This is a genomic window from Sphingobacterium siyangense, from assembly GCF_007830445.1.
GTDB classification, from domain to species: domain Bacteria; phylum Bacteroidota; class Bacteroidia; order Sphingobacteriales; family Sphingobacteriaceae; genus Sphingobacterium; species Sphingobacterium siyangense.
Genome location: NZ_VLKR01000054.1, coordinates 1 through 22,472, shown reverse-complemented (window position 1 = coordinate 22,472; position 22,472 = coordinate 1). Strand labels below are relative to the sequence as shown.

Genomic DNA, 22,472 nt, shown 5'->3' with positions numbered 1-22,472 from the left:
GCTTAAAAGTATCGACATTCATAGGGACTTCTGAAAATGCAGTGATGATCCAGATCTGGACTTCACTCATTGGCATATTACTGTTAAAATACTTGCAAAAAAAGGCCAAATATGACTGGAACCTGTCCAATCTGGTCGCATTCATCAGAATGAATATCTTCGTGAAAATAAACATCTGGCAATGGATAGATGATCCCTTTTTCAGGCCGCCTATAAAAGGAAAAAAGGGACAGCTAAAGATCTTCGCAGATTGAAAAATAGGGGTCAATATCGAAATGATGAAAAAAGCTATGCCTGTACCACAGAAATCCAATCCTAAAATTTATTTAGGACACATGTGATATTAACCGTTAAATTCACGCTATTGAGGATGAAAGTCTATTGGTATTACATTTCACTTATACTCATTATATTTTTTAAAAGCACTGACTTACTAAATGCACAGTCTATCACCCAAATACAAGCCATAAAAAATCCATTGCAGCAGATAGAAGCCGTGTTAAACCTTCCAAGCCACTTTAATCGCGACACCACTTTATTGAAAAAGGAATTAGAGCCCATAAAAACATTAGCCAAACAGCACAACAGTATTCCCCTAGAATGGGCCTATTATATGCTCATGGCAGATGGTTATTCCGTTGCTTTCGACCATACAAATGCTCTTTCTGACCAATATTACAAATACGCCAGAAACTTAATCGAAGCGCATCCGAACCCAGAACTGGAGATGATCGGAAATATACGACAGGGCTATTATAATTTCGTATACCGCAAGGTCATCGATGCTTTCCCTTATTTCTTACGAGCCAATGATCTAAATGCCAGAATAGACAGAAAAAAAATACCATTGCCCGTAAAACACTATCAATTTATGGCGAGCTTTTTTAATCATATCGGCGACCAGAAAAAAGCTGTAAACTATCTTCATGAAGCTTTGCCTTTTGCAAGACCTGCTTCAAGAGCACGGATTGATCTACTCAATTCAATAGCTGTCTACCTATCGGTAGACAATCCTGTTCCTGAAGCGCTTAAATACCTAAAACAGGCCATGGCCGAAGCTCAACAAGCAAAAGATTCTGTGTGGATTGGAATTATATCCGGCAACATGGCGGATTATAGTTGGGAAGCAGGAGATAAAAAAAAAGCAATCGAACTGGTCAAACAAAATATTGACCTCTCATTACGGTATCACGAGCCCAATGATGCCATGCGGGCAAATCTAATTTTAGCAAGCTGGTATATTGACCAGCAGGAATGGCAACTTGCAAAAAAACATATAGAGGCGAGTGAACATCTTATGGAAGACAAACCCTACTTTCTGAAATATAAGATGGATGCAGCCAAATCATTAGCTGCGATTTCGCATGGATTAGGACAGCAGAGCAAACAACTTCACTATTTAAACCGCTATATATTGTTGAGAGATTCATTGGAGAAAAGAACAAATATCAAAGAGTTGCAGAAAATCATCTGGGAGAGTGAACAGGAAAAATATAACCGCGCCTTGCTGTCCGAAGCAGAGAAAAGACAAAAAGTAAAAAGTACTTATCAATTTATGAGTCTTCTACTTGTCTTAATTTTTGCTATCGTTATTCTATTAATCAATAGGTCGAGGGCAAACATCAAAATACGTAACGCAAATCTTGAAAGGGAACAACTCCAACTTAACCACAAGAAGCAGCTTGTCGATCAAGAACTCCTCATATTAAAAAACTCGCTCAGCGAATTTACGGATACTGTCAGGCAAAATGACATCACGATTCAACAGCTGCGTGAGGAATTAAAAAAGGAAGAGAATCAAAATCCAACCTATATTGCCGAAGTAAAAGCGAACCTCAATGCCTTAATGGAAACACATATTATGACAGACGACCGATGGGCAAGGTTTAGGCATACGTTTGACCAGGTATACCCTGACTATTTACAACAGATGAAAGATGAACATGCAAAAATTACCGAAAACGACCTCCGTATATTAGCCTTACAGAAGCTTGAGCTGAGTAATGCGAGTATGAGTGAGCTTCTTTGCATCTCTATAGAGGGTATAAAAAAAGCGAAACAGCGCCTTAAAAAAAAATTGGGGGCCACTTATTCTTCCTGATAAAAAAGAAAATGGGCCGATTATCCTATTAATCAGCCCAAATGGAAAAATACAATTTAAAGAGTAGGTCCAAGTTTAATCTGCCGTACCTGTACGGCTAACGGTATCCCAATCTTTAATGGTTACATTGCCCAATACGACGCCTGTTTTATGCACTGTAATCGTATAAGTATATTCTTTGCCAGGCTCGAATTGTTCGTTCGCCTGACTTGCCCAAGCATAGGTATCGTTACCTATCTCAAAGGTGAAGCGCACAGCTCCGGCCGTTGCGTAGGTAGCCGGAAGCACAATAGCTTCATAGGCTGATCCGCTAGCTTTTACAAAGGGGCTTATATCTGCAGGGCCACTTGCTGCTCCCAGTGTCCCTGTGCTCAGGTCAATGCTCGACATGGTTTGCATACCCTTTATCTTAACTCCCATCGCGGACCAATCAGCGTTGGAAGCATCCAGACCAGTTCCTGCAGTAGGTTTGATAACCACTTTACTGAGCTTATGGTCAAAAACGAGTGGAACCTGAGTTCCGGAGCTTTTATTGAATCCATTCACGCCATTTGTTGCTTTGCTCCAAAGAAAATCAATTTTGCTCAGGTCATTTTGCGAGGAAACATCGATTGGCTGCACTGTCGACAAAGAAGCTGTGGGTACAAAAGGATAATACGCTACAAAATCCACTTTGCTGTCCGAAACAGGGTAATAAATCCCCTGTCCCGTTGCTGGAGCAAATAGAGTCCCATTAAAGTTGTACTGGCGATTGCTGCTATTTTCGCTTATGGTCGTGGTCCCATGATTAACCATAAAAATACCGATCTGATCGCCCGAAGCCCATACTGTACTCGCCCCCGAAGGGTTACTTGTTGCTTTAAGCTGACTAATTTGTCCACTGAAATTGATCACCTCATGTTCCACATCAGGTGTATCATTTTTGGCGCAGGCCCCGAGTAACAGGACTGCTGCCGAAAAGGCTGTTAACAATTGTGTTTTCATATTTAATTTTCACTTTTTAATTTATTAGTTATGACAGTGTGATTTACGGCAATACGCTATGGTCTTAAGACAAGCTTATTTTATCTATACTTTATTATACGAAATCCGATAAGGTAGGTCGAAGAAGAAACCAACGATTGTATTTTAGCCGCTGAGCGCGCATAAATCAAACCATTATTAAAGTTCCCCCCGCGCGCAAAGCGGTTAGTTGATGTAGCATCCGGAATGGATGGATCTACAACAGCTGTTTCCATTGTCGTTGCAGTAGACGGATAGGGACCATTGCTGAGACACCATTCCGCTACATTGCCATAGGTATCATACAATCCCCATCTATTGGGTTTCAAGGTACCAACAGCGGCACTTTTTAGCCCCGTCCCTTGCAGGTTAGTCCAAGCATAACTGTTAATTTGGGCAGGGTCATCGCCAAAAAACCAGCGATCTTCCGTACCCGCACGGCAGGCGTACTCCCATTGCGCTTCCGTAGGCAACGCACCTCCTGCCCAGGCTGCCTAAGCTTTGGCTCCCTCAAAAAATACAACCGCCATAGGCACATTTTCACTACCTGGTAATGCTTTCCATTTTCCATCTATGTAATGAGGCTGACTTACTAGATTTTGAAATACGGAAAAAGCGAGTACCATATTTCCATCGAGCGGGACATGTACAGAAAGTCCCCCTCCAACGATATTCATCGCATTTAGAAAATCAGCATACTCGGCAACGGTAACCTCATACCTGCTCATATAGAAACCTTTGGTCAATTTTACCCAATGCCGTGGCTTTTCATTCGCATCTGCATAGGGGTCAGTAGCTGGGCTACCCATTTGAAAAGTACCTGCAGGAATCCATACCGCTCGCCAGAGATTTTTGAGTTGAGGCACGTCTATCCGATGTGAGGTGCCCCCTAAAAGCTGTAAAGAGCTCTTCTGCTGCTGGATATAGGATTGACCCGATTGACTCAGAAATAAGCTCCGCTTACCACCCTCAAGCATCTGAGCTGGCAAAAGTGCACGATAGGTAAACTTCGTTTCATAATCGGTATCATCGGGCTGCTCCACGCGATACATACGTACACTACTCTGCTGCCCGGATAGCGGGGTGAAAGTGCCGCTCGCTAGCGCCAAATGCCCATCACAAATAATATTCGTCAGGTTAACGACCATATCAACATCCGGACTAGAGGCTTTCGACGTTCCTGCTTCAAGCTCTACCTGTACCAAACTCAACAGATGTTTAAAATCAAGCTGCACCGTAGCGCCCAAGTTGATGGCTTCGGCTTTTGCAAACATCAGGTCACTCTGTTGAAAATCCGACCATATAGTTTGATCTTTCTTGACCGAGAAACTGATTGAAGCAGGATTTGTCAGCCCCACACGATAAGGATAATAAGCGTAAAAATCAAAACTGGTACCTGCCGGCCAATTGACGGCACCCATCCATTTAGTACCGTTAAAAGACAATTTGGCATTAGCGATCAGGCTATTTCCAGCAGTTAATGGTTGACCCGCTGGCACAACAAAGATGCCTATCGTATCGCCAGCGCTAAAACTTGCGGTAAAATCGCTCGCAGACACTGGGGGAGTTAATGCCATATTACCGTTCGATTTACTGGACTGCAAAGTGGCTTTTGTCACATTTTTTTGATTATCATCAACTTTCGTGTTATTGATGATTCCAATCTGAAACGCCATATTCCCACGCCCCGAATTAGGATCTATGACAGCTAAATCTAATTTCTCCTGACAGGACATCAGCATAAAACAACACAGAAAAAATTGAAACAAATATTTTCTACTTAAAACTGTTATGAGGTTACTATACATAATTCGGTGCTATGTTGCATAAATTAAGGGTTAATAACAATGCGAAAACCTAGCATGTTACTGAAATAAGAAGCTTCTCTCAATGAACGGTAGGCAGCTCTCGTATGAGTTGCTGTAAAACTCGCCATGTCATAACTTCCTCCTCGAAACGCATGATTCGCTTCTGCCTCGTTGGCCGGTCCCGGTCCAAGGAGTGCATCCGTTTGATTTTGTGCGCCAGGCGGCTAATCACCCGCAGAAAAACAATATTCTGCCACCAAACCATGCATATCATATAGCCCCCAAGGATTAGGCAACTTACTTCCAACGTCAAACTGTGAACTACCTTGATTATACCAAGCATAATTGGCCAACTGATTCTCATCATCACCAAAAGACCATCGCGTTGCTGTCTCCGAACGACAGGCATACTCCCATTGTGCCTCAGTAGGCAAGGTACCTCCAGCCCATTTCGCATAAGCCAAAGCCCCGTCAAACGTAAGTAACATCATAGGATAATGTTCAAAACCAGCCGGGGGAACCCATTTCGTCCCATTGTAGCGAGGTACATTATACTGATTATTAGCGACAAATCCCCTGACCCAATTCCCATTGAGCGGCACATTAGCAATATATCCGCTGGAAGGCATGGTTACATTGCTCGCATTAATAAAATCACAGTAATCTTGAATTGTAACCAGATATTTGCTCATGTAAAATCCTTTTTCAAAACGCACCCAGTGTTGTGGCTTTTCATTGGCACTGGCATCTGTATCGGTATTGGGGCTTCCCATCAGAAAACTACCTTCGGGTATCCACACCAGGTCAGCAGCAACCGGCTCGGTCTCCGTAACCTGACCTATTGTTTGCCAATCGGTAATAGCTGCACGTTGCACTTCTATCTCTTTATTCTTAACGGTAATGGTATAATTATATTCCTTTCCTTGCTCAAATGCATCAGTTACCGGAAAAGTATAATGCATCTGTTGCGTTCCAAGTTGAATGGTTAACACCCGACCACCCGTTCCGGTATGAGGTAGCAGGATAGCCGAACGATTAGTTCCCACATGAATTGTGCCCGAGGCATTCGCATTGTGCAGGACTGCAGTCGCCAAATTGAAGGTAGCGTCGGAAGAAAAGCCTGCGAGAGAAATCTGCGCTGATGAGAGTACGACAGGAGAAACCCCCAAACCAGCAGTCAAGTTAAAGTTGATCTTGGAAAGTATATGCTTAAAATTGAGATCCACCTCCTCCTTGCTCTTCACAATTCCAATACTACTATTGCTATAAAGTAGATCTAGGCTCCTTAAATCATGTTGATCCAAAAGATCTATGGAAAGTGTATTACCAGTTACTTGGCGATAGGGCGCATAAGCCACAATATCAACCTGCCCTGTAGTTGGATAATAAATCGGTTGGCCCGATAAAAAGAAAGCGGCTCCACCAGCACTATAGGTATATTTACGATTGTATTCCATGCCCAAGGACAGATTGCTTTGTCCACTCGCCATCATAAATAATCCCATCTCGTCACCATCGGCCCATACACTTGAATTACTCAGACCAGCATGGGCAGCTCGAACCCCTATTTTAAGTGAAATATCACTCATCTCCAGCGGTAAATTATCCGACTGCTTACAACTTAATAAGCTAAATACAGCAAGCAAAAAATATACTATTTTATACATCCTTTTCATATTTCAACATCATTTTCCAGCAAGGTACCCCCTAATTTCCATCGCCCTGACATGCAGCACACATCGCATTCCCCAAGTGTTGCGAACAATTTAATCTTAAGGCATAAGATCCAAAATGGCATTTAACTACAAGTCCAAAATTAGCTTAAAACCATCCTAACATCACAATTATAGCGGTGGACAGAAGGTAGACAATCCCTATACAGTGTCAATACAGTCTATCTCAGATAGTGAAAACCAAGTACATTATAATTGATTCACAACCTTTTCAAACAAACAAGGTCTTCCTGCTTAGGAAGACCTTGTTTGTTTGAAAAAAATGTGAGTCCGCTAATTATTTACAGGGATTCTGTAAACACCCCTTATCGCCGCCTTACCATCGGTGGTTTAGCCAGCCGAGGCCACAGCCGTTGCGCCATCAATTTTATAAACGGTAGACTTACCAGCACTACCCTCGGTATAATATACTTAACATAGTGCTCATTTGGTACAGATTAGCGATCCGGATTTAGTTGTTTTAGCTATAAAAGAATTACTTCCAGCAACAATTAAGTAAATTTCTTAATCAATATGTACCTGTTACTATTTACCAACTCGCAACCTGTCGCATAAACACAAAATATCTCCCCCCAAACCTTATCGCGAGATAAAAAATACAGGTATAAGAAAACAGGAAGAGCATCATGCTAAAGATCCGATTTTTTTTTATCTTTAATTAAATAACCTAAGCATGCTTGCCACAATCCCAAAACCTAAAAAACCTTTAAAAGAGCAAAAAATACATCTTTTTTCCAGATTTCTACTCATCCTATTATGTATAGTCTGTTCGATCAGTAGTGCACAAGAAAGGGCCGAAAAAGCAATTGTACAAGGAAAGATTATACATTATGATCCTTTGATACCCTTGAATATAACCCTGAATCGGCTGGGACTTTCTGCGATCACCATTTACCCCAAGGTCAACGATAAAGGTGATTTTTATGCGGAGGTGGATTTATATATACCTACGCAGGTTTGGCTAGGCTATCGGACGAATTTTAGCATTGTTCTTCATCCCCAAGACAGTCTTTGGGTCTCTTTTGATGGTAATTCTGACCAAAGAAGTTCCCTTTTGCGCACAGTCAAATTTGCCGGGACTTCCGCCGCCACCAATACCCAGATCGCACAATTCCAAAATCTTTATTTTGCTAGTGAACTCTACGACCAAAATAAGAATTTTTATGCCGTAAAAAATTACGATCCCGTACAGTATATGCGATTCAACGATACCGTACGCCAAAAAGGCAAAGCGTTGTATGACGAGTTTGTCCATACCTATAGCCCAAATGCTGAAAGTAAAAATTGGGCTCTTTTTGAGACAGAAACTCCTTATTACGATAACATCCAGTTTTATTCCATAGATCACAAAAGAGCCAATAATCTAGGCCCCATGGATACCACCTTTGTTATCCCCATAGGATTTTACGACAAGTTGGTAAAGCGTCTTCCACTCGAAAAAAGCCATTTAATGAACACAAATGCGGTATCTACATTTTCCTCATTTTATGATTATTATATTAACGAAAGACGGAGATTTGAGGAAACGAGCGACGCAAATTGGGGAATTACACCAAGTGGGGAACGGTTTGCGTCCACTACTATTGCTGACTCACTACAATTGCACGGGATAGTTAATTATGTGAGCGATCCGCTCTTACGCGAAATCATGCTGAGCCATCACTTTTCAAAAAGTTTTCGAAAACAGGATTTCAAAACCTACGAAAAATTTATTACAATTGTCACCCGACATATTACTTCCCCCTTTCTGCGGGATCCACTGCAGCAGGAATACCTTGCTACAAAAGCCCGAGTCGAGCATCCTGAACTCAATAGCCGTGCTATTCTAAAGGATATGCAATCCTCTCCGATCCAAGAGATCATGGAAGATATCTTACAAAGCAACAAAGGTAAAGTAATCTACGTCGATTTTTGGGCGACCTGGTGTGCCCCCTGCTTGAGTGAATTTCCCAACTCCAAACGAATAGAAGCCGATTTTCAGAACAAAAACGTTTCGTTTGTATACCTCTGTCTTGATTCAGATCAGGACAAGTACAAGGCAACGGTTAGTAGCTATGATCTGGGCGGACAGCATTATTTCCTATCAGCCAAACAGAGCGGCTCCATTCGAGACCTATTCAAGGTCAGCGGCATACCATTTTACCTTTTGATAGACCGAGACGGCACAATTCTAGAAACAGGAAACCACCTGCGACCACTAACCGCAAAAGATAAAATCAATACGTTGCTCCAATAGCGGCAGATTTCGAGAACAGCTCATACGCCTGCTATTGGCCCAAAAGTTCCAGGGCCTTGATTATTTTACGATCCTTTTCCAGCACTGTGAGGTTGTCGTCTCCCACGACTTCAAAATCAGGCGAAATATAGGATTTATAAACTTTTAAATTCCTGTCCACCACATAATCTGTTGACAAGTTAATGCCCGCATGATCATTTATTTTAAACCCCTGCACCGCGGTTGTATAATTTGCGGTCTTTTCCCCTACAATAAACGTATTTTTTCGTCCAATAAAGGATATGGCAGTCATTTCACCCGCGCTTGCCGTATAGCAGCTGGTCAAAATAACCAATGGAACATCATTTGCAATCGGATAGATCAACGCTGATTTTCTGTCCAGCATATTTCCATCTATCAGCAACTTTCCCGCCTTAATTTCCCAGTCGCCTGTAGATTGATTACCAGCGTCCCTAAAACCTCCAAAGTGTACATTGTTTCCGATAAACTCTTTCAGTCCGAGTAATATCGGATACATATTTCCTCCGGTATTTAATCTCAGGTCTATAATCCAGCCTTTAATTTCTGCTGAATTGATCCCATTGATATGGGTCACAATATCATCAGCGATACTATCAACTTTTTTAAACGCAAAATCACTGTTTCCAACTATTCGGAGATATCCTATTTTATGATCAATCACCTCACTAAACGTACTCTTCTCCGTGTTAAGCCTATTTTTCAGATAAACATTGGTCATCACATGAGGATTATTCCATCCGTAGGTTTTTCCTTTGTATTTAAGACCGCCATGATAATCGTTGAGCTGCCTAAATACGGCTTCATATAATGTTGCGGCTTCATCAATCGAGTTTAAATTTTGGGCTTTATTGTATAGTTCACGTTTAATAACCTCAAGGTTTTCTTTATGAATTGAATTGGCCGATATAAGTTCAATCGATTTATCAACAAATGATTTTACACTGTCATTTTTAAACGTTTGCGGAAACGCATATCTCGAAGAAAATAAAAGTAATAATAATAAAAACAATCTGGTCATCTTGGAATTTTTGTAGCAATAAACTTCCTTATACTCATCATATAACCCAAATGCAGGCCTTCATGAAAGTTGTTCCATTCGAAGGCATCCGTTATTGAAGTGAGATGGAAGCCCGTACCCGTTGTGCGTTGCTGATAGGTCACAAACTTTTTGTTGTTAAAATCACGGATGGTCGGTTCAATCTGTTCGAGGAGCAATCTTTTCAGCAGATCAGCTTCCTGCTGCGATACCGCTGCTGAAGGCTTTGTTCCGGATTGGTAGCTGTTGAAGATTTTCTCAGGGATATGTCCTTCTACCTCAGATCCGATATAGATTAATTTATGCTGTGTGGCAATGATGTGCCCGATATTCCAGATCAGGTTGTTGCTGAAGCCATCAGGAATGCGATTGAGCTGTTCCAAAGAATAGTTTTCAAAGAATTTGAGGTAAGCCATTCGGCTCGTTTTCCATGCGCGAAAAAGTGATTCCATGTCCTGTTAACTGTCTGTGTTTTGTACGCAAAAATAAGCTGAATCTTTAAAACTGTCAAAGCTTATTTACGGCAATCGGATGCTATACATCAATTTCTTCCAATGGCACCTGCAGACGCTGATTCTTTTTTTATTGAACTTTTTGATTTGAGTATTGTTCAATTTGAAAGGAAATGGTTCAATTCTTAAAAAAGAAAGTATGAAAGCACAAATCGGACTCGTTATCACGGCAGTTGCCGGAGCAGCACTGCTCATTTACAGACGCTGGAAACAGCGTTCTGTACACGAATCAACAGAACAAACAGATCGCAAAGAGACGGGCAATCTAACGAACCCACCTTCTTGGTACCGCCCCCTTAACATGCCCGAAATCGACAGCATGGATATTGTATCGTTGCAATATGCCCCCGTCAGGGTATCGCCCGACAGAAATAATGCGGTGCAAGGGATCAACAAACACATTTCGTATTACCATAAAGGCAATAGACATCAATAAGGCAGTGATACGGAAACAGTTGCAGTATAAGCGATTTCTACAGCTAAAAAAGTGCCCAAGCTCAGTATACAGCGCTTAACCGCGACAATAAATGCCCGCAGTTCCGCGTTCCAGTTACATCGGTTCAGTCAGATCAAAAATAGGTGTCCTGCTATCTTTTGCACTGATTTATATTTTCTTATATTTTCAGCAGGGATTTATACGGGTTTTGAATTTAGACATGCCAAAATCCGCTTCAATTTCAAAATTATCGACTAAATTGGGACACCTTAATTAATATGGGAGTTTAAAATATATGAAAAAAAATGCTTCCTGCATCAACAATTCAACGCAACGTACTGAAAACAAGAACAATGATTTAGATCTTTATCTAAAAGCATTGAATTCTGCCTATTCGGGTATTATAATTACAGACAATCTGCAATATGATAATCCCATCATTTATTGCAATAAAGCTTTTGAAACCATCAGTGGTTATGCCCACGATGAAATTATTGGCCACAATTGCCGATTTTTACAGGCTCAGGACCGTTCGCAAGCCGAACGTAAGATTATTAAAGAAGCAATTGAGCGTGGCGAAGAATGTAAAATTGAAATTCGAAATTATCGTAAGGATGGAACGCTTTTTTGGAATGAACTTTTTATTTCACCAGTGAAGAATGAAGAAGGTCAGGTAACTCATTTTATTGGTGTTCAAAATGATATCAGTGATCGAAAAAAAGCGGAGCATGATCTTCGTGAAGAGAAGTCCCATGTGGAGCTCAAAATACAGCAAAGAACCAAGGAGCTACAAGATAAAGAAAGCTTTCTGTCCAGTATTATTGAAACAGTACGAGAAAGTCTCTTGGTACTCGATGCCAAATATATCGTCCTGAGCGCCAATAGGCATTTTTTAAACTCATTTAAAGTCACCACAGAAGAAACGGTAGGAAAATTATTATTTGACCTCGGTAATCAGCAGTGGGATATTTCTTCGTTAAAAGAGATGCTCACTCAGATATTGCCTACCAATAACCCGGTTATCGATTATGAGGTAGATCATATCTTTCCTCATATTGGCCGAAAAGTCATGCTGCTAAATGCTTATCGTATTGAGTTCGAGGGCCAGTATAAAGATAGGATCCTAATCGCCATCGAAGATATTACTGAAAAGAAGGAGCAGGATCGGCGTAAAGATGATTTCCTGTCCATTGCAAGCCACGAACTTAAGACTCCGCTCACAACAATTAAGGGTCTCTTCCAGATCTTACAGCGATTGAGTGCCGAAAACACCGATCCGAAGTATGTCTCAACTTTAGATAAAATCACGGTTTATATCGATCGCTTGAACTTGCTAATAGCAAAACTCTTAGATACGTCTAAAATTCAATCTGGAAATCTTGAGCTGCACATGGAGCCTTTTGAGATCGATAAGACCATCCAGGATGCCGTCGAAAGCATGCGATTGGCGGCACCTGATTCTGACATCCACCTTATAGGAAATACAGGTAGTATCGTCGAGGGCGACGAGCTCCAGATTATCCAAGTGCTGAACAATCTGCTCTCCAATGCTATTAAATATTCACCCGAATCGAAAAAAGTTGAGGTTAGTATCCACAAAGTAGCCAACTTTGTTAAAATCTCTGTACGTGATTATGGCATGGGCATAAGCTACCAGGATAGACTAAAAATTTTCGAGCGATTTTTCCGTGTCAGCCATATACAGAAAAAGTTTCCGGGTTTAGGCATTGGGCTCTATGTTTCGCATGAGATTATCTTACACCACAAAGGAACACTGTGGGTCGAAAGCGAGCCAGGAGAAGGATCCACATTTAATTTCACATTACCCACTGTAAACAACAAATAAAAATATGCAGCCTAAAAAGATAATGATCTGTGATGACGACCGAGGAATACTCGAGATGCTGGAGCTTTTTTTAGAACTAGAAGGATATCATGTCATATGCGAAATAAATAGCACGCACTTGACAAAGCAATTAATTTTGCATAAACCAGACCTCTTGCTGCTAGACCTCTGGATGCCCATAATTTCTGGTGACCAGCTGATCAGAATTATCCGCAGTACGCCTGAAATCAAAGAAACTCCTATCATTGTGCTATCGGCAAGCGTCGATGGACCTGAAATAGCAGGGAACTTAGGCGCAAATGGCTTTATTGCTAAACCCTTTGATTTAACCGATATTACGGATAAAATTAATAGCATACTAAAAACCTAGTCCCCAAATACACGCTGGCCAGGCACATAAAAGCACTTTTTAATGGAAAGTGCTTTTATGCAGCTGATGTGATCATTCAAAGCTAAACGCTTACGCTTGGCCCATTTTATCCACGAGAAGTAATAGATCGTCCAGTTCAAATGGTTTGGCCAAAAAAGCGTCGGCTCCACATGCAGAAGCAAGCTGCTTCCCACGCGAACTCGCAGACATCATGATCACCGGAATATTTTGATGTTTTTCTGAACTCCGGAGTTCACGAAGGATATCGCCACCTGACAACCATGGCATTTCAATATCCAATAGTATAATATCAGGGTCAATTTCTTCGACAGAAGCAATAAGTTCTCTGCTTTTTGACACTAAATAAACCTCTCTAAATTCATTCTTTAGAGCCAGCTCCAAAACGTGAAGGATGGTGGCATCATCATCACAAACAACAATTTTCTTTTTCATTTTTTGATTGTTTAAAAACACCGCAATGATTGAAAAATATGGTCTTGTGGGGGAGATTTAAAATATAGACCTAAGCTGGGCAGATTGTTGGTTACCAAACCGTTTATATAATCTTTCTTTGAGATTTTACAAGATAGACAATTTATTGGATAAAAGTCTACGCTCCTTTGTTTAAGATACTAAATGCATACGATCTGCTTCAGGTATATCTTTGAAGACGACCGAAAATGTAGTACCGACGTCTAATTCGCTTTCCACGTGAATAGCTGCGTTGAGCTTATTCGCAATTTGTTTAACAATGGAAAGGCCCACCCCCGAACCTTCAAAACCTTCTGAGTTGGCCATTCGGGCAAAGATTTCAAAAATTTTGTCGCCCTCCTTCAAATCAATTCCGATTCCATTATCCTTGATATCATACCGGACCGTATTTCCCTGCCGCATGCTCTCAACGGATACTTGCGGGTTTTGCCTCTTACTGCTGTATTTTATGGCATTGCCAACAAGGTTCAGAAATAATTGATAGATCAATGTTCTCTCCCCCAATACAGGCAGTGTTTCACCCATTATAAATTCTAAATGCGGGACTTGGTATTGCTGTTTGCAATTTTCAACAATATTGACAATCTTGGACTGCGGATTAATTGGTTCGAACACAAAGTCTACATGATTTACCTTTGACATTTGGTAAACTCTATCCATCATATCCCGCATCAGCTGCGTCCCCTCCAAGATATTTTTCATTGACTTTGCAAGCAGTTCGTCAGAGATGTCTTTTTTATGGAGCAACATTTGCGCAGTGAGTTGTATCGTCGTCAGCGGATTTTTAAGATCATGGGTCAGCGTGTAGCCAAACGTATCAAGCGCATTATTGGATCGCACCAGTTTCTTGTTCAATTCATCAATCTCTCCCCCACGCTGTGCTACCGCTTGTTGTATAATCTGTGTAATATTTTCGATAAAAGCGAGTTCTGAAGATTGCCATTTTTCGGCTTTTCCTTTTGTAATTTTTTTCCATGCCTCGAAAGAAGAACGTGGCGAAGGAAAGGTAATCTTTCTATCTTCGTCTACCTGCATCACTTTTTCCGGCTTCCCTGCCCAAGTCTCTTCTATCAGGCGTTCTTTTCTAAAAACATATAAGTACCAGTTATTTGCGGGCAGAATACTGATGCGCAATACACCGGGAAACATTTCAACATCTTCGGAAGGACCATCCTCCTTAAATCTATCAGTCGCAAAAAACTCTGCAGTGGCTATTTTTTTATCAATTTCTCGGAGCATTTTTTTATCAGGCACCTCACCCACCATCATGATCGCACGATCACGTTTAATGAGTAGACCGTGCCCATTCATTACCTCCATAATACGCACGGCATACTTTTCCAACACGTCATACAAGTCGCGCTTGACCAACAAATCACTTTTTAGATCATGCTTCAGCTGCGATAGATTTTTCTGAACTTTCACCTGTTTCTTCTGAAAATCTGCCAGATAATTGTTTACAGCGTATTGTGTAAGAAAAGTACATAGATGGCGCTGTGAAAGATCGACATGCATTGGCTCTCGATTCTGACAGGCAACAAGCCCCCAGAGCTCATCGTCCACGATAATGCTAAAACTTGCACTCGCCTTTACGCCGGCATTTTTAAGGTATTGTAAATGCATGGGTGAAAGTGCCCGAAGGCTGCAGCGTGTAAGATCGAGATCATCGGCACTCCGCCCCATCAGCGGAATCGCTTCCGCATTGACATCCGCCGTATGGCGGGCATGAAAAATACGGTAAAGCTCGCGCGCCTGTGCAGGAATATCGAATTCCGGATAACGATAATTCATCAACGATTCCAGATCAGCAGTCTTGCTCTCTGCAATAACTTGTCCACTATTATCTTCCAAAAAGCGATACACCATCACCCGGTCATAGTGAATAATGTCCTTAATCAATTCAGTCAATGCCTGCCAGCAAGAGTTGCCCCCGCTACGGTCATCTAAATGCTTTGCATAATAATATAATTTGGTCGTTTTGACAGCAAGAGGGTTGCAGGCTTCTATTTCAAGAAAAATTTTGCCATCATACCTATAGAGACTTAAAAAATAATCGTCTTGATGGATAGTCACCCGATCGGAATACCTGGCAAACATACTGTCAGAAACAGCCTGTTCAATGTTCTCTCCTCGAAGTTCAAATGAAGGAACTATCCGATGAAGAACATCATCTACAGTCATGCCCAGCATTGCGGAGTATTCATCACCTGCAATAGCGGCACAGTTTTCACTTACCCCGATACACTTATCGTCTTCAAAGATAAATAAATACCCAAAAGACTGTATATTTCCACACAGGTGAATTTTTTCCTCATGACAATTAATTTCACGCATAAAGCTGCTGATATATTAATAAATTATGGTAAAATCAACAGTGCTATTCTCCATCAACGCTATCATATGTTTACTAAGTTACAAAAATATTTTGACCTATCGAAACCTGCAACTTTCACTTTAGAACCTGAGTAAAAACGAACTGCCCGACTTTTCGAGCTCTTTCACAAAATTCCTCCCCCCCAGTAATGGATAGCTTAATGCGGAATAAGTACATATAGTCTGTGAGCAAAACCCTTAGTCTAAAAAGCTGAAAAGCAGAGTTACTTCCTGCTTCTACTAGACTAAAAAATATGCTTTAGCGAAAGACTTTCTGTATTAACTTGCCGATTTCGGCAAAATCTTGATGGTTATTGACAGCGCGCTTTTCCGCGGTTCCCGCATCATTTTCCGTGTACGGATAAATGAGCAAATAATTGTTTTCTATCCGGTTTTCATTCAAAAATTGTGTTATTGTATGTACCGGGGATCTATAGGAAAAGCGGTTACGGTCGGCCATGAGAACGATCAAGCCCTGATTTGACTTTAATTCACGAATTACGGTATCTACTTCGGTCCAATTGGTAATTGTGTAAAACGAAGCTTCTATTGCGGATTTTTTGACAACACGTTGTAGAATCTGAATGGTATGTTGGGTGGTATAGAATCTTAAAGAGGAGGCTGAATTACGCGCAATATTCCAGATTTTCAATAATACTTCGAAAAATCCAGATTCCTGATATGCTAGAGGTGGCACCAACACCACATATTCTTTTATTGTTGAAATAGGTTGTACCGAACTGTAAATCATTAAGTTGACATGCTCATTTTTTAAATATCCATTGTACAAATTGTACATGAAAGAAGTTGAAAAACCTTTTTCCTTATCAAGGCCGATCACCAGGTCGCTAATGGATTTTTCCTTAATGACATTATTAATTCCCCCTACCACGCCATTATCATGGCGCGTAATTGCTTGAACTTCTACGTCTGCCGCGGCACCGAGCTTTACCGCGGCTTCGAGGATTTTTTGCGCATTCTTCACCGAAGATTCGTTATTATCTTCGCTGATTATATTTAAGGCAAAGAGCTGATCGTTATTTGATTTTGTGCGTATTAACATTCCCAAATTAATCATTTTCTCCGTCATCTCCTGTTTATTAATAGGTAATAGAATATGCGCCTCAGGAAGTTTATCTCCAGCGACGGTATTTTCCCTAGCCTCTTCGGCGATCCGCTGTGCACTTGACATGGTCACAAAAGACGAAATCGTACAAGAAATCAGGATCAAGAGAATACTACCGTTTAATACATGTTCATTAAGCAGTCTAATAGGCTCTCCTTCAGCAGTCTGGCCGAGAATTATATTATAGCCGACCATAACGGTTGCCAATGTCGCCGCTGCTGATGCCGAACTCATCCCAAAAACAAGTCTACCCTCATCCTTACTCAGGCGATAAGTTTTTTGTATCAACATTGCTGCAATGTATTTACCCCCAATAGATGCTAATAGCATAATGGCTGCCACGCCCAAGGTTTCCCAGCTTTTAATGAATGCTGAGAAATCAATTAGCATGCCTACACTAATCAGAAAAAATGGAATAAAAATGGCATTCCCAACGAATTCTATACGATTCATCAGCGAAGAGGTGTGCGGTATAAGCCTATTAAGCGCAAGTCCGGCAAAGAAAGCCCCGATAATTGATTCAATCCCAGCCAACTCTGCTAATATCGAAGCTAAATAAATCATGACAACGACGAAAATATACTGCGATATCTTATCTGACACATGCTTAAAGAACCACCGAGCTACTATAGGGAAAATCAAGAGCACAACAAGCACAAAAACAATCATGGAAATACTCAACTGTAACCAGAATGCAGCACCTACATCTCCTTGAGATAGCCCCACGATAACTGCCAATACCAAAAGTGTAAGCACATCTGTAATCATCGTACCTCCGACTGTAATATTGACGGCAGAATTTTTTGCTATCCCCAAGGCGCTGATCATGGGGTATACAATTAAGGTATGCGAAGAGAATAAAGCTGCAAATAAAATCGATGTCAGTAAAGAAAAGTGCAGTATATAATAACCTCCGGCAAACCCCAACACAAAAGGTGCTACAAACGTATAGATGGAGAAAGTAATACTTTTCCATTTATTCTTTTTAAAATCTCCCATATCAATTTCCAGACCGGCAAGAAACATGATATACAGCAGACCTGTTGTTCCTGTTACTACAACACTGCTATCGCGCGATAATAGATTGAATCCATAAGGACCCACGGCTGCGCCTGCAACAAGTAATCCCAGAAGATGCGGAATCTTAATTTTATTGAGCAATAGTGGGACCAGTAGTATAATCAGCAATTCTATAAAAAACTTAAGCAAAGGATCCTCGATTGGGAATGTAAGATGATGTATACTGGATATAATCATTTTTCGTTTGGTATAAGTTCAACAGAAAAATTTGCTTCACAATCAGCTTTGGTCTGTATAATCTGCGTTCCTTTGATGATCTTAGATCCTAACATTTCGAGGTTAATCTGCATTTTGGCCATTTGTTCGGTATCGCGATTAAGCAATTTACTGAGAATGATTTGATTGCCTTGTAAAGTACCTTTAAAGAGCTGTATGTTTTTATTATGGCTTGTTGCCCTGACAAACAATCCGGTGGAGTCCGCAAAAAATACCCAATGCTCGTTTCTCTGATCACCGATTACATAACTGCTGCAGTTAGACGAGCGACATACCAGCCGACTATTCCATTGTCCGGAAATCGAATCCGGCCAGCGCTGAACTATGGTATCAATGGTAAGAAGCTTCGATTTGGTTAGCCTCAAGCTATCTCTCATATTGAGCAATGCTTCGTATTCGGCTTCTTTTTGAGCAAATTTACGCTCTTTTTGAACAAGTACTTTTTCTCTCTCCTGTAGATCAGATTTTGTTTTTGAATCGCAAGATGCGACCAGAAAAAAAATCAATATCATATCAATTATAGTCTTTACTTTCATTCTTTTTTACGTTATTAATATCCGAACGTATTTTCTAACAATGCTAAAAACAGATCGGAACACAATCTTTACGTTTTAATTTAAAAAGATTAATATTTTCGGCTGCTCATCTAAGATTTTTGTTGGCATTGCTGCTAATAAACATTTCATTTTTTTCTTCTGAAATTATTTCTAAAAAGCGCTCATAATGCTTCAAAACATCACTTATCAGCTCATTTTTTGTAAAGTACTGAATATCATAACCTTCACGAGCATCTCCAAAATAAGATTTCGGAAAATAAGTTTTTTTATCGGCTATATCAGGGAGATTTTCTTCTTCGACGACATAATCCGACACCACTTTAAACTGGTTCTTTACCCCGTATATAAAATTGTTGATTAGGTCGTGACGGATTTCAATCGCTATCCGATTTGGTTTATCCAACTCATGAATCTTTGATTCAATACCATTCTCCTTAAACTCATCCTGCAAATCTTCGAACGCTGCCTTCACTGTACTCCTCATAAATTCATCGACCGACTCACGGCTTTTAAAAGAAACAATCTGTTGCAGGCGATCTTTCCAAAATTCGCCCGACCAGGGCACAGTACTCACCGAAAAATCACGCTCATAATAACTTCGGTCAATCGTCAATGCTTTTACCAAACTGACGCAAAAAAGCAACATGATAATTGAAAATGGCAATGCTGTTATAAGTGTCATAGTTTGTAATGCCTGCAGTCCACCCGTGTTCAACAACATGAGCGCTAAGATGGCCAACAAAGCGCCCCAAAAAACCATTTGCCATTTTGGAGACTTTGGAGCATTTTTAGTAGCAATACTATTCATAACAAATATACCCGAATCAGCCGAGGTCACAAAAAAGATAATAATAATAAGGATAACCAGATAACTGACAATTTCCGATAAAGGCAAGTAGTCTAAAAATCGAAACATCAAGGCATCTGGATTATCTGCTAAAGAACTCAAAGCACCTTTAGCGATATTAATATCAAACCACATGGCACTATTTCCAAAAACAGACATCCAGATAAAATTAAATATGGTCGGAATAATAAGTACCGCAGCAATAAATTCACGAATGGTCCGCCCTTTGGAGATTTTAGCAATAAACAGCCCCACATAGGGAGACCATGATATCCACCAGGCCCAGTATAGAATCGTCCAGTTATAAAACCAGGGTAATGTTGCCTCGTCATAAACATGTGTATCAAAAGTCAAACTAAAGAAATTGTTCACATAATTGCCTATTCCTTCTGTAAAACTGCCAATAAGGTAAACCGTAGGTCCAAGGAAAAGAACAAATAGCAACAGGATAATAACAGTTAGTATATTAATATTACTTAATATCTTTACACCTTTATCGACCCCTGAGGTGGCAGATAAAATAGACAACATCGTTAACACGCCAACAATCATGATCTGATAGGTAAAATTATTATCGGGTACTAGACCCAGGGTCTGCAAGCCAGCATTTACTTGAACCACTCCGAACCCCAACGTGGTCGTGATACCGAAAAATGTACTGCAAAGTGCAAATACATCAATCGCATTACCCCATTTTCCATTGATTTTGTTTTTCAATAAAGGATAGAAGCAACTACGAAGTGAAAGCGGAAGCCGATAGCGGTATGCAAAATATGATAATGCCAAACCGACCACACCATAAATTGCCCAAGCATGTATACCCCAATGAAAAAAAGTATACAGCTGCGCATTTTTGGCTCGATTAATATAGTGATTACCGGCAAAAGCCTCGGTCGAAAAATGTTGCATCGGCTCTGCGACACTGAAATACATCAATCCGATTCCCATACCTGCAGCAAATAACATAGAAATCCAAGAAAAGAAGGTATATTCTGGCTTACTGTCGTTACTTCCGAGCTTGATATTACCAAACTTGCTAAACATGAGGTAAACCAGGAAAATGACAAAAAGTGTCACAGCCCAGACATATACCCAATTGAGGTTCACAAAGATAAGCTGTTTTATTGTATCTAGAATACTTACCGTCAACGTTGGAAAAAACACAGCTAGCAGGCAAACCCCTATAATGAAGAGCAGGCTTGGAATAATGATTCCTTTATTAAATGTCGATTTTGACAAGATCACTTGAATTAAATTTGGTTTACAATATGGTCTTTCGACCAATTATTACGTTTATCGTATGCATTATTACGCACAAATCACGCATTACTGCGAATATGGATATCCCTTTGTGGAAATGGTATTTCAATACCAGCTTGATCCAATGCCTCTTTACAATTAATAATCAACTGTTCCTGCATCGTCCAAAAGTTTTCGTTTGACGTGGTGACACGCACCGAAAGATTAATTGCGCTGTCGCCAAGTTCGGTTACCACAACCTGCGGAGCTGGCTCCTTAAAAGCATATTCATTATTTCGAACCACTTCCATCAGAATTTCTTTCGCCTGTTTTAAGTCAGCGTTGTAAGCCACACCAATATCGAACCAAGTGCGGCGTGTGCCCAACTGGGTATAATTTGTAATGCTGCTATTAGACAATACCCCATTGGGAACTACCACTTGCTGATTTTGAGGCGTATTTAATTTGGTATTGAAAATATCAATTTCGGTGACCGTACCCGAAACATTTGAACTAGACGTAATATAATCCCCTACCCGGAAAGGTTTCAATAATAAGATCAGTATTCCACCGGCAAAATTGGATAAAGATCCCTGCAGGGCCAAACCTATGGCTAAACCTGCAGCTCCAATAATGGCAACAAATGCTGAGGTTTGAACGCCCAACTGTGTGACTACAACGATAAATAACAATATATTTAAAATCCAGCTGATCAGATTACTTAAAAACCGCTGCAAGGAGACATCCATCTGCCGGCGTTCGAAAGCCTTATCAATCATGCGCTTGACCAGTCGAATGATCCATGATCCAATCAAATATATCAGTAGAGCAGAAATTACGGCAGTAATAATACGTGGTGCCCAGGCAATGGCTGAGGAAATAAAATTATTCCAATGTTGCTGGACGTCGTTCAATTCTAAATTGTTCATAGTGTTATATTTTATTAAAAATGTAAGGCGTAGGGCTTAATATATTTATTTATTGTTATAATCACAAATTAATATACCAATGATTATAATTTCAACAATTAGTTTGCCTAATTGTTTGTTAAAAAACGCTTTCCAAAAACAGTGTCGAAATCATTAAAGTATGCTGCTCCCCTAAAACTAGACATAAATTTAAGGTATGAAATAAATAGATTAAATTAGCAATATTATGTCACGTACACGGAGAACATTTAGTAAAGATTTTAAAAGCAGAGTTGTATTGGAGTCACTCAGAGAGAAGGATACGATAGAGGTTTTAGCGAAGAAATATGAGTTGTTGCCGACTCAGATTTCGGCATGGAAAGCAGAAGCCATCCGGAATATGAGCAAAGTTTTTTCAACGGATACAGGAGATTCCAAAGATAGCAATATACCGACGGAAAAGCTCTTTGCTCGTATTGGAGAATTAAGCCTAGAAAACGAATTTCTAAAAAAAAAGCTTTACTAATTCCTTT

Annotated in this window: 17 protein-coding genes and 2 pseudogenes; 7 read left to right on the top strand and 12 right to left on the bottom strand. The window is 40.4% G+C overall.

Translation table 11 applies throughout. From position 1 onward, the window contains the following. Together IQ31_RS26395 and IQ31_RS26390 are read left to right on the top strand one after the other, a co-directional pair. A pseudogene (locus IQ31_RS26395) lies at positions 1–254 on the top strand (hypothetical protein); the annotation flags it as partial. A 116-nt stretch (positions 255–370) separates the two neighbouring features. Then, on the top strand, positions 371–2,101 hold the full coding sequence (locus IQ31_RS26390) for a tetratricopeptide repeat protein (RefSeq protein WP_088161383.1): 1,731 nt from the start codon (positions 371–373) through the stop codon (positions 2,099–2,101). 75 nt (positions 2,102–2,176) lie between these two features. Here IQ31_RS26390 and IQ31_RS26385 read toward each other — a convergent pair whose 3' ends face one another. From IQ31_RS26385 to IQ31_RS26370, 4 genes and pseudogenes are all read right to left on the bottom strand, one after another. After that, entirely contained in the window at positions 2,177–3,085 is a 909-nt protein-coding gene (locus tag IQ31_RS26385) for a fimbrillin family protein (protein WP_088161382.1), read from the bottom strand. An 80-nt stretch (positions 3,086–3,165) separates the two neighbouring features. Further along, positions 3,166–3,585, bottom strand: a pseudogene (locus IQ31_RS26380) (formylglycine-generating enzyme family protein); the annotation flags it as partial. A 12-nt stretch (positions 3,586–3,597) separates the two neighbouring features. Next, positions 3,598–4,872 (bottom strand): fimbrillin family protein, encoded by a 1,275-nt coding sequence (locus tag IQ31_RS26375; protein WP_158638981.1) that lies wholly within the window; start codon positions 4,870–4,872, stop codon positions 3,598–3,600. Between the two features lie 263 nt (positions 4,873–5,135). Next, positions 5,136–6,578, bottom strand: a complete 1,443-nt coding sequence (locus tag IQ31_RS26370) for a fimbrillin family protein (RefSeq protein ID WP_158638980.1) — start codon at positions 6,576–6,578, stop codon at positions 5,136–5,138. Between the two features lie 739 nt (positions 6,579–7,317). Between IQ31_RS26370 and IQ31_RS26365 the strand changes: the two genes are divergently transcribed. After that, a complete protein-coding gene (locus tag IQ31_RS26365) occupies positions 7,318–8,880 on the top strand; it encodes a TlpA family protein disulfide reductase (protein WP_145331277.1) in 1,563 nt (520 codons plus the stop codon). Positions 8,881–8,911: 31 nt separating this feature from the next. On the opposite strand, the gene IQ31_RS26360 is transcribed toward IQ31_RS26365, so the two are convergent. Together IQ31_RS26360 and IQ31_RS26355 are read right to left on the bottom strand one after the other, a co-directional pair. Continuing rightward, positions 8,912–9,919, bottom strand: coding sequence for a S41 family peptidase (locus tag IQ31_RS26360; RefSeq protein WP_145331274.1), 1,008 nt, complete (start codon positions 9,917–9,919; stop codon positions 8,912–8,914). Continuing rightward, positions 9,916–10,389, bottom strand: coding sequence for a DinB family protein (locus tag IQ31_RS26355; RefSeq protein WP_070566524.1), 474 nt, complete (start codon positions 10,387–10,389; stop codon positions 9,916–9,918). The genes IQ31_RS26360 and IQ31_RS26355 overlap by 4 nt, the downstream gene beginning before the upstream one ends. Before the next feature lie 199 nt (positions 10,390–10,588). On the opposite strand from IQ31_RS26355, the gene IQ31_RS26350 reads away from it, so the two are divergent. The 3 genes from IQ31_RS26350 to IQ31_RS26340 all read left to right on the top strand — a co-directional run bounded on the left by IQ31_RS26350 (position 10,589) and on the right by IQ31_RS26340 (position 13,101). Beyond that, positions 10,589–10,885, top strand: a complete 297-nt coding sequence (locus IQ31_RS26350) for a hypothetical protein (protein WP_139145001.1) — start codon at positions 10,589–10,591, stop codon at positions 10,883–10,885. Between the two features lie 295 nt (positions 10,886–11,180). Further along, positions 11,181–12,731 (top strand): PAS domain-containing sensor histidine kinase, encoded by a 1,551-nt coding sequence (locus IQ31_RS26345; RefSeq protein WP_070566529.1) that lies wholly within the window; start codon positions 11,181–11,183, stop codon positions 12,729–12,731. A 4-nt stretch (positions 12,732–12,735) separates the two neighbouring features. After that, positions 12,736–13,101 (top strand): response regulator, encoded by a 366-nt coding sequence (locus IQ31_RS26340; protein WP_145331272.1) that lies wholly within the window; start codon positions 12,736–12,738, stop codon positions 13,099–13,101. 90 nt (positions 13,102–13,191) lie between these two features. Here IQ31_RS26340 and IQ31_RS26335 read toward each other — a convergent pair whose 3' ends face one another. From IQ31_RS26335 to IQ31_RS26310, 6 genes are all read right to left on the bottom strand, one after another. Continuing rightward, a complete protein-coding gene (locus tag IQ31_RS26335) occupies positions 13,192–13,554 on the bottom strand; it encodes a response regulator (protein WP_145331270.1) in 363 nt (120 codons plus the stop codon). Positions 13,555–13,725: 171 nt separating this feature from the next. Further along, positions 13,726–15,927, bottom strand: coding sequence for an ATP-binding protein (locus IQ31_RS26330; protein ID WP_145331268.1), 2,202 nt, complete (start codon positions 15,925–15,927; stop codon positions 13,726–13,728). A gap of 298 nt (positions 15,928–16,225) precedes the next feature. After that, on the bottom strand, positions 16,226–18,349 hold the full coding sequence (locus tag IQ31_RS26325; RefSeq protein ID WP_145331266.1) for a cation:proton antiporter: 2,124 nt from the start codon (positions 18,347–18,349) through the stop codon (positions 16,226–16,228). Further along, the gene (locus IQ31_RS26320) at positions 18,346–18,900 is read right to left on the bottom strand and encodes a hypothetical protein (protein ID WP_145331264.1); all 555 of its coding nucleotides are present in this window, start codon (positions 18,898–18,900) and stop codon (positions 18,346–18,348) included. Before IQ31_RS26320 ends, IQ31_RS26325 begins: the two co-directional genes overlap by 4 nt. A 130-nt stretch (positions 18,901–19,030) precedes the next feature. Continuing rightward, positions 19,031–21,037, bottom strand: coding sequence for a BCCT family transporter (locus tag IQ31_RS26315; RefSeq protein ID WP_244294586.1), 2,007 nt, complete (start codon positions 21,035–21,037; stop codon positions 19,031–19,033). A gap of 74 nt (positions 21,038–21,111) precedes the next feature. Then, positions 21,112–21,960: a mechanosensitive ion channel family protein gene (locus IQ31_RS26310; RefSeq protein ID WP_145331260.1), complete on the bottom strand. Its 849-nt coding sequence runs from the start codon at positions 21,958–21,960 to the stop codon at positions 21,112–21,114. A 226-nt stretch (positions 21,961–22,186) separates the two neighbouring features. Between IQ31_RS26310 and IQ31_RS26305 the strand changes: the two genes are divergently transcribed. Next, positions 22,187–22,465 (top strand): transposase, encoded by a 279-nt coding sequence (locus IQ31_RS26305; protein ID WP_145331258.1) that lies wholly within the window; start codon positions 22,187–22,189, stop codon positions 22,463–22,465. Positions 22,466–22,472 lie beyond the last annotated feature (7 nt).

Coding starts and splice junctions, on each gene's coding strand:
- IQ31_RS26340 (WP_145331272.1), top strand. CDS start 12,736: ATGCAGCCTAAAAAGATAATGATCTGTGATGACGACCGAGGAATACTC.
- IQ31_RS26305 (WP_145331258.1), top strand. CDS start 22,187: ATGTCACGTACACGGAGAACATTTAGTAAAGATTTTAAAAGCAGAGTT.
- IQ31_RS26360 (WP_145331274.1), bottom strand. CDS start 9,919: ATGACCAGATTGTTTTTATTATTATTACTTTTATTTTCTTCGAGATAT.
- IQ31_RS26365 (WP_145331277.1), top strand. CDS start 7,318: ATGCTTGCCACAATCCCAAAACCTAAAAAACCTTTAAAAGAGCAAAAA.
- IQ31_RS26370 (WP_158638980.1), bottom strand. CDS start 6,578: ATGTATAAAATAGTATATTTTTTGCTTGCTGTATTTAGCTTATTAAGT.
- IQ31_RS26385 (WP_088161382.1), bottom strand. CDS start 3,085: ATGAAAACACAATTGTTAACAGCCTTTTCGGCAGCAGTCCTGTTACTC.
- IQ31_RS26320 (WP_145331264.1), bottom strand. CDS start 18,900: ATGATATTGATTTTTTTTCTGGTCGCATCTTGCGATTCAAAAACAAAA.
- IQ31_RS26355 (WP_070566524.1), bottom strand. CDS start 10,389: ATGGAATCACTTTTTCGCGCATGGAAAACGAGCCGAATGGCTTACCTC.
- IQ31_RS26310 (WP_145331260.1), bottom strand. CDS start 21,960: ATGAACAATTTAGAATTGAACGACGTCCAGCAACATTGGAATAATTTT.
- IQ31_RS26330 (WP_145331268.1), bottom strand. CDS start 15,927: ATGCGTGAAATTAATTGTCATGAGGAAAAAATTCACCTGTGTGGAAAT.
- IQ31_RS26350 (WP_139145001.1), top strand. CDS start 10,589: ATGAAAGCACAAATCGGACTCGTTATCACGGCAGTTGCCGGAGCAGCA.
- IQ31_RS26345 (WP_070566529.1), top strand. CDS start 11,181: ATGAAAAAAAATGCTTCCTGCATCAACAATTCAACGCAACGTACTGAA.
- IQ31_RS26390 (WP_088161383.1), top strand. CDS start 371: ATGAAAGTCTATTGGTATTACATTTCACTTATACTCATTATATTTTTT.
- IQ31_RS26335 (WP_145331270.1), bottom strand. CDS start 13,554: ATGAAAAAGAAAATTGTTGTTTGTGATGATGATGCCACCATCCTTCAC.
- IQ31_RS26325 (WP_145331266.1), bottom strand. CDS start 18,349: ATGATTATATCCAGTATACATCATCTTACATTCCCAATCGAGGATCCT.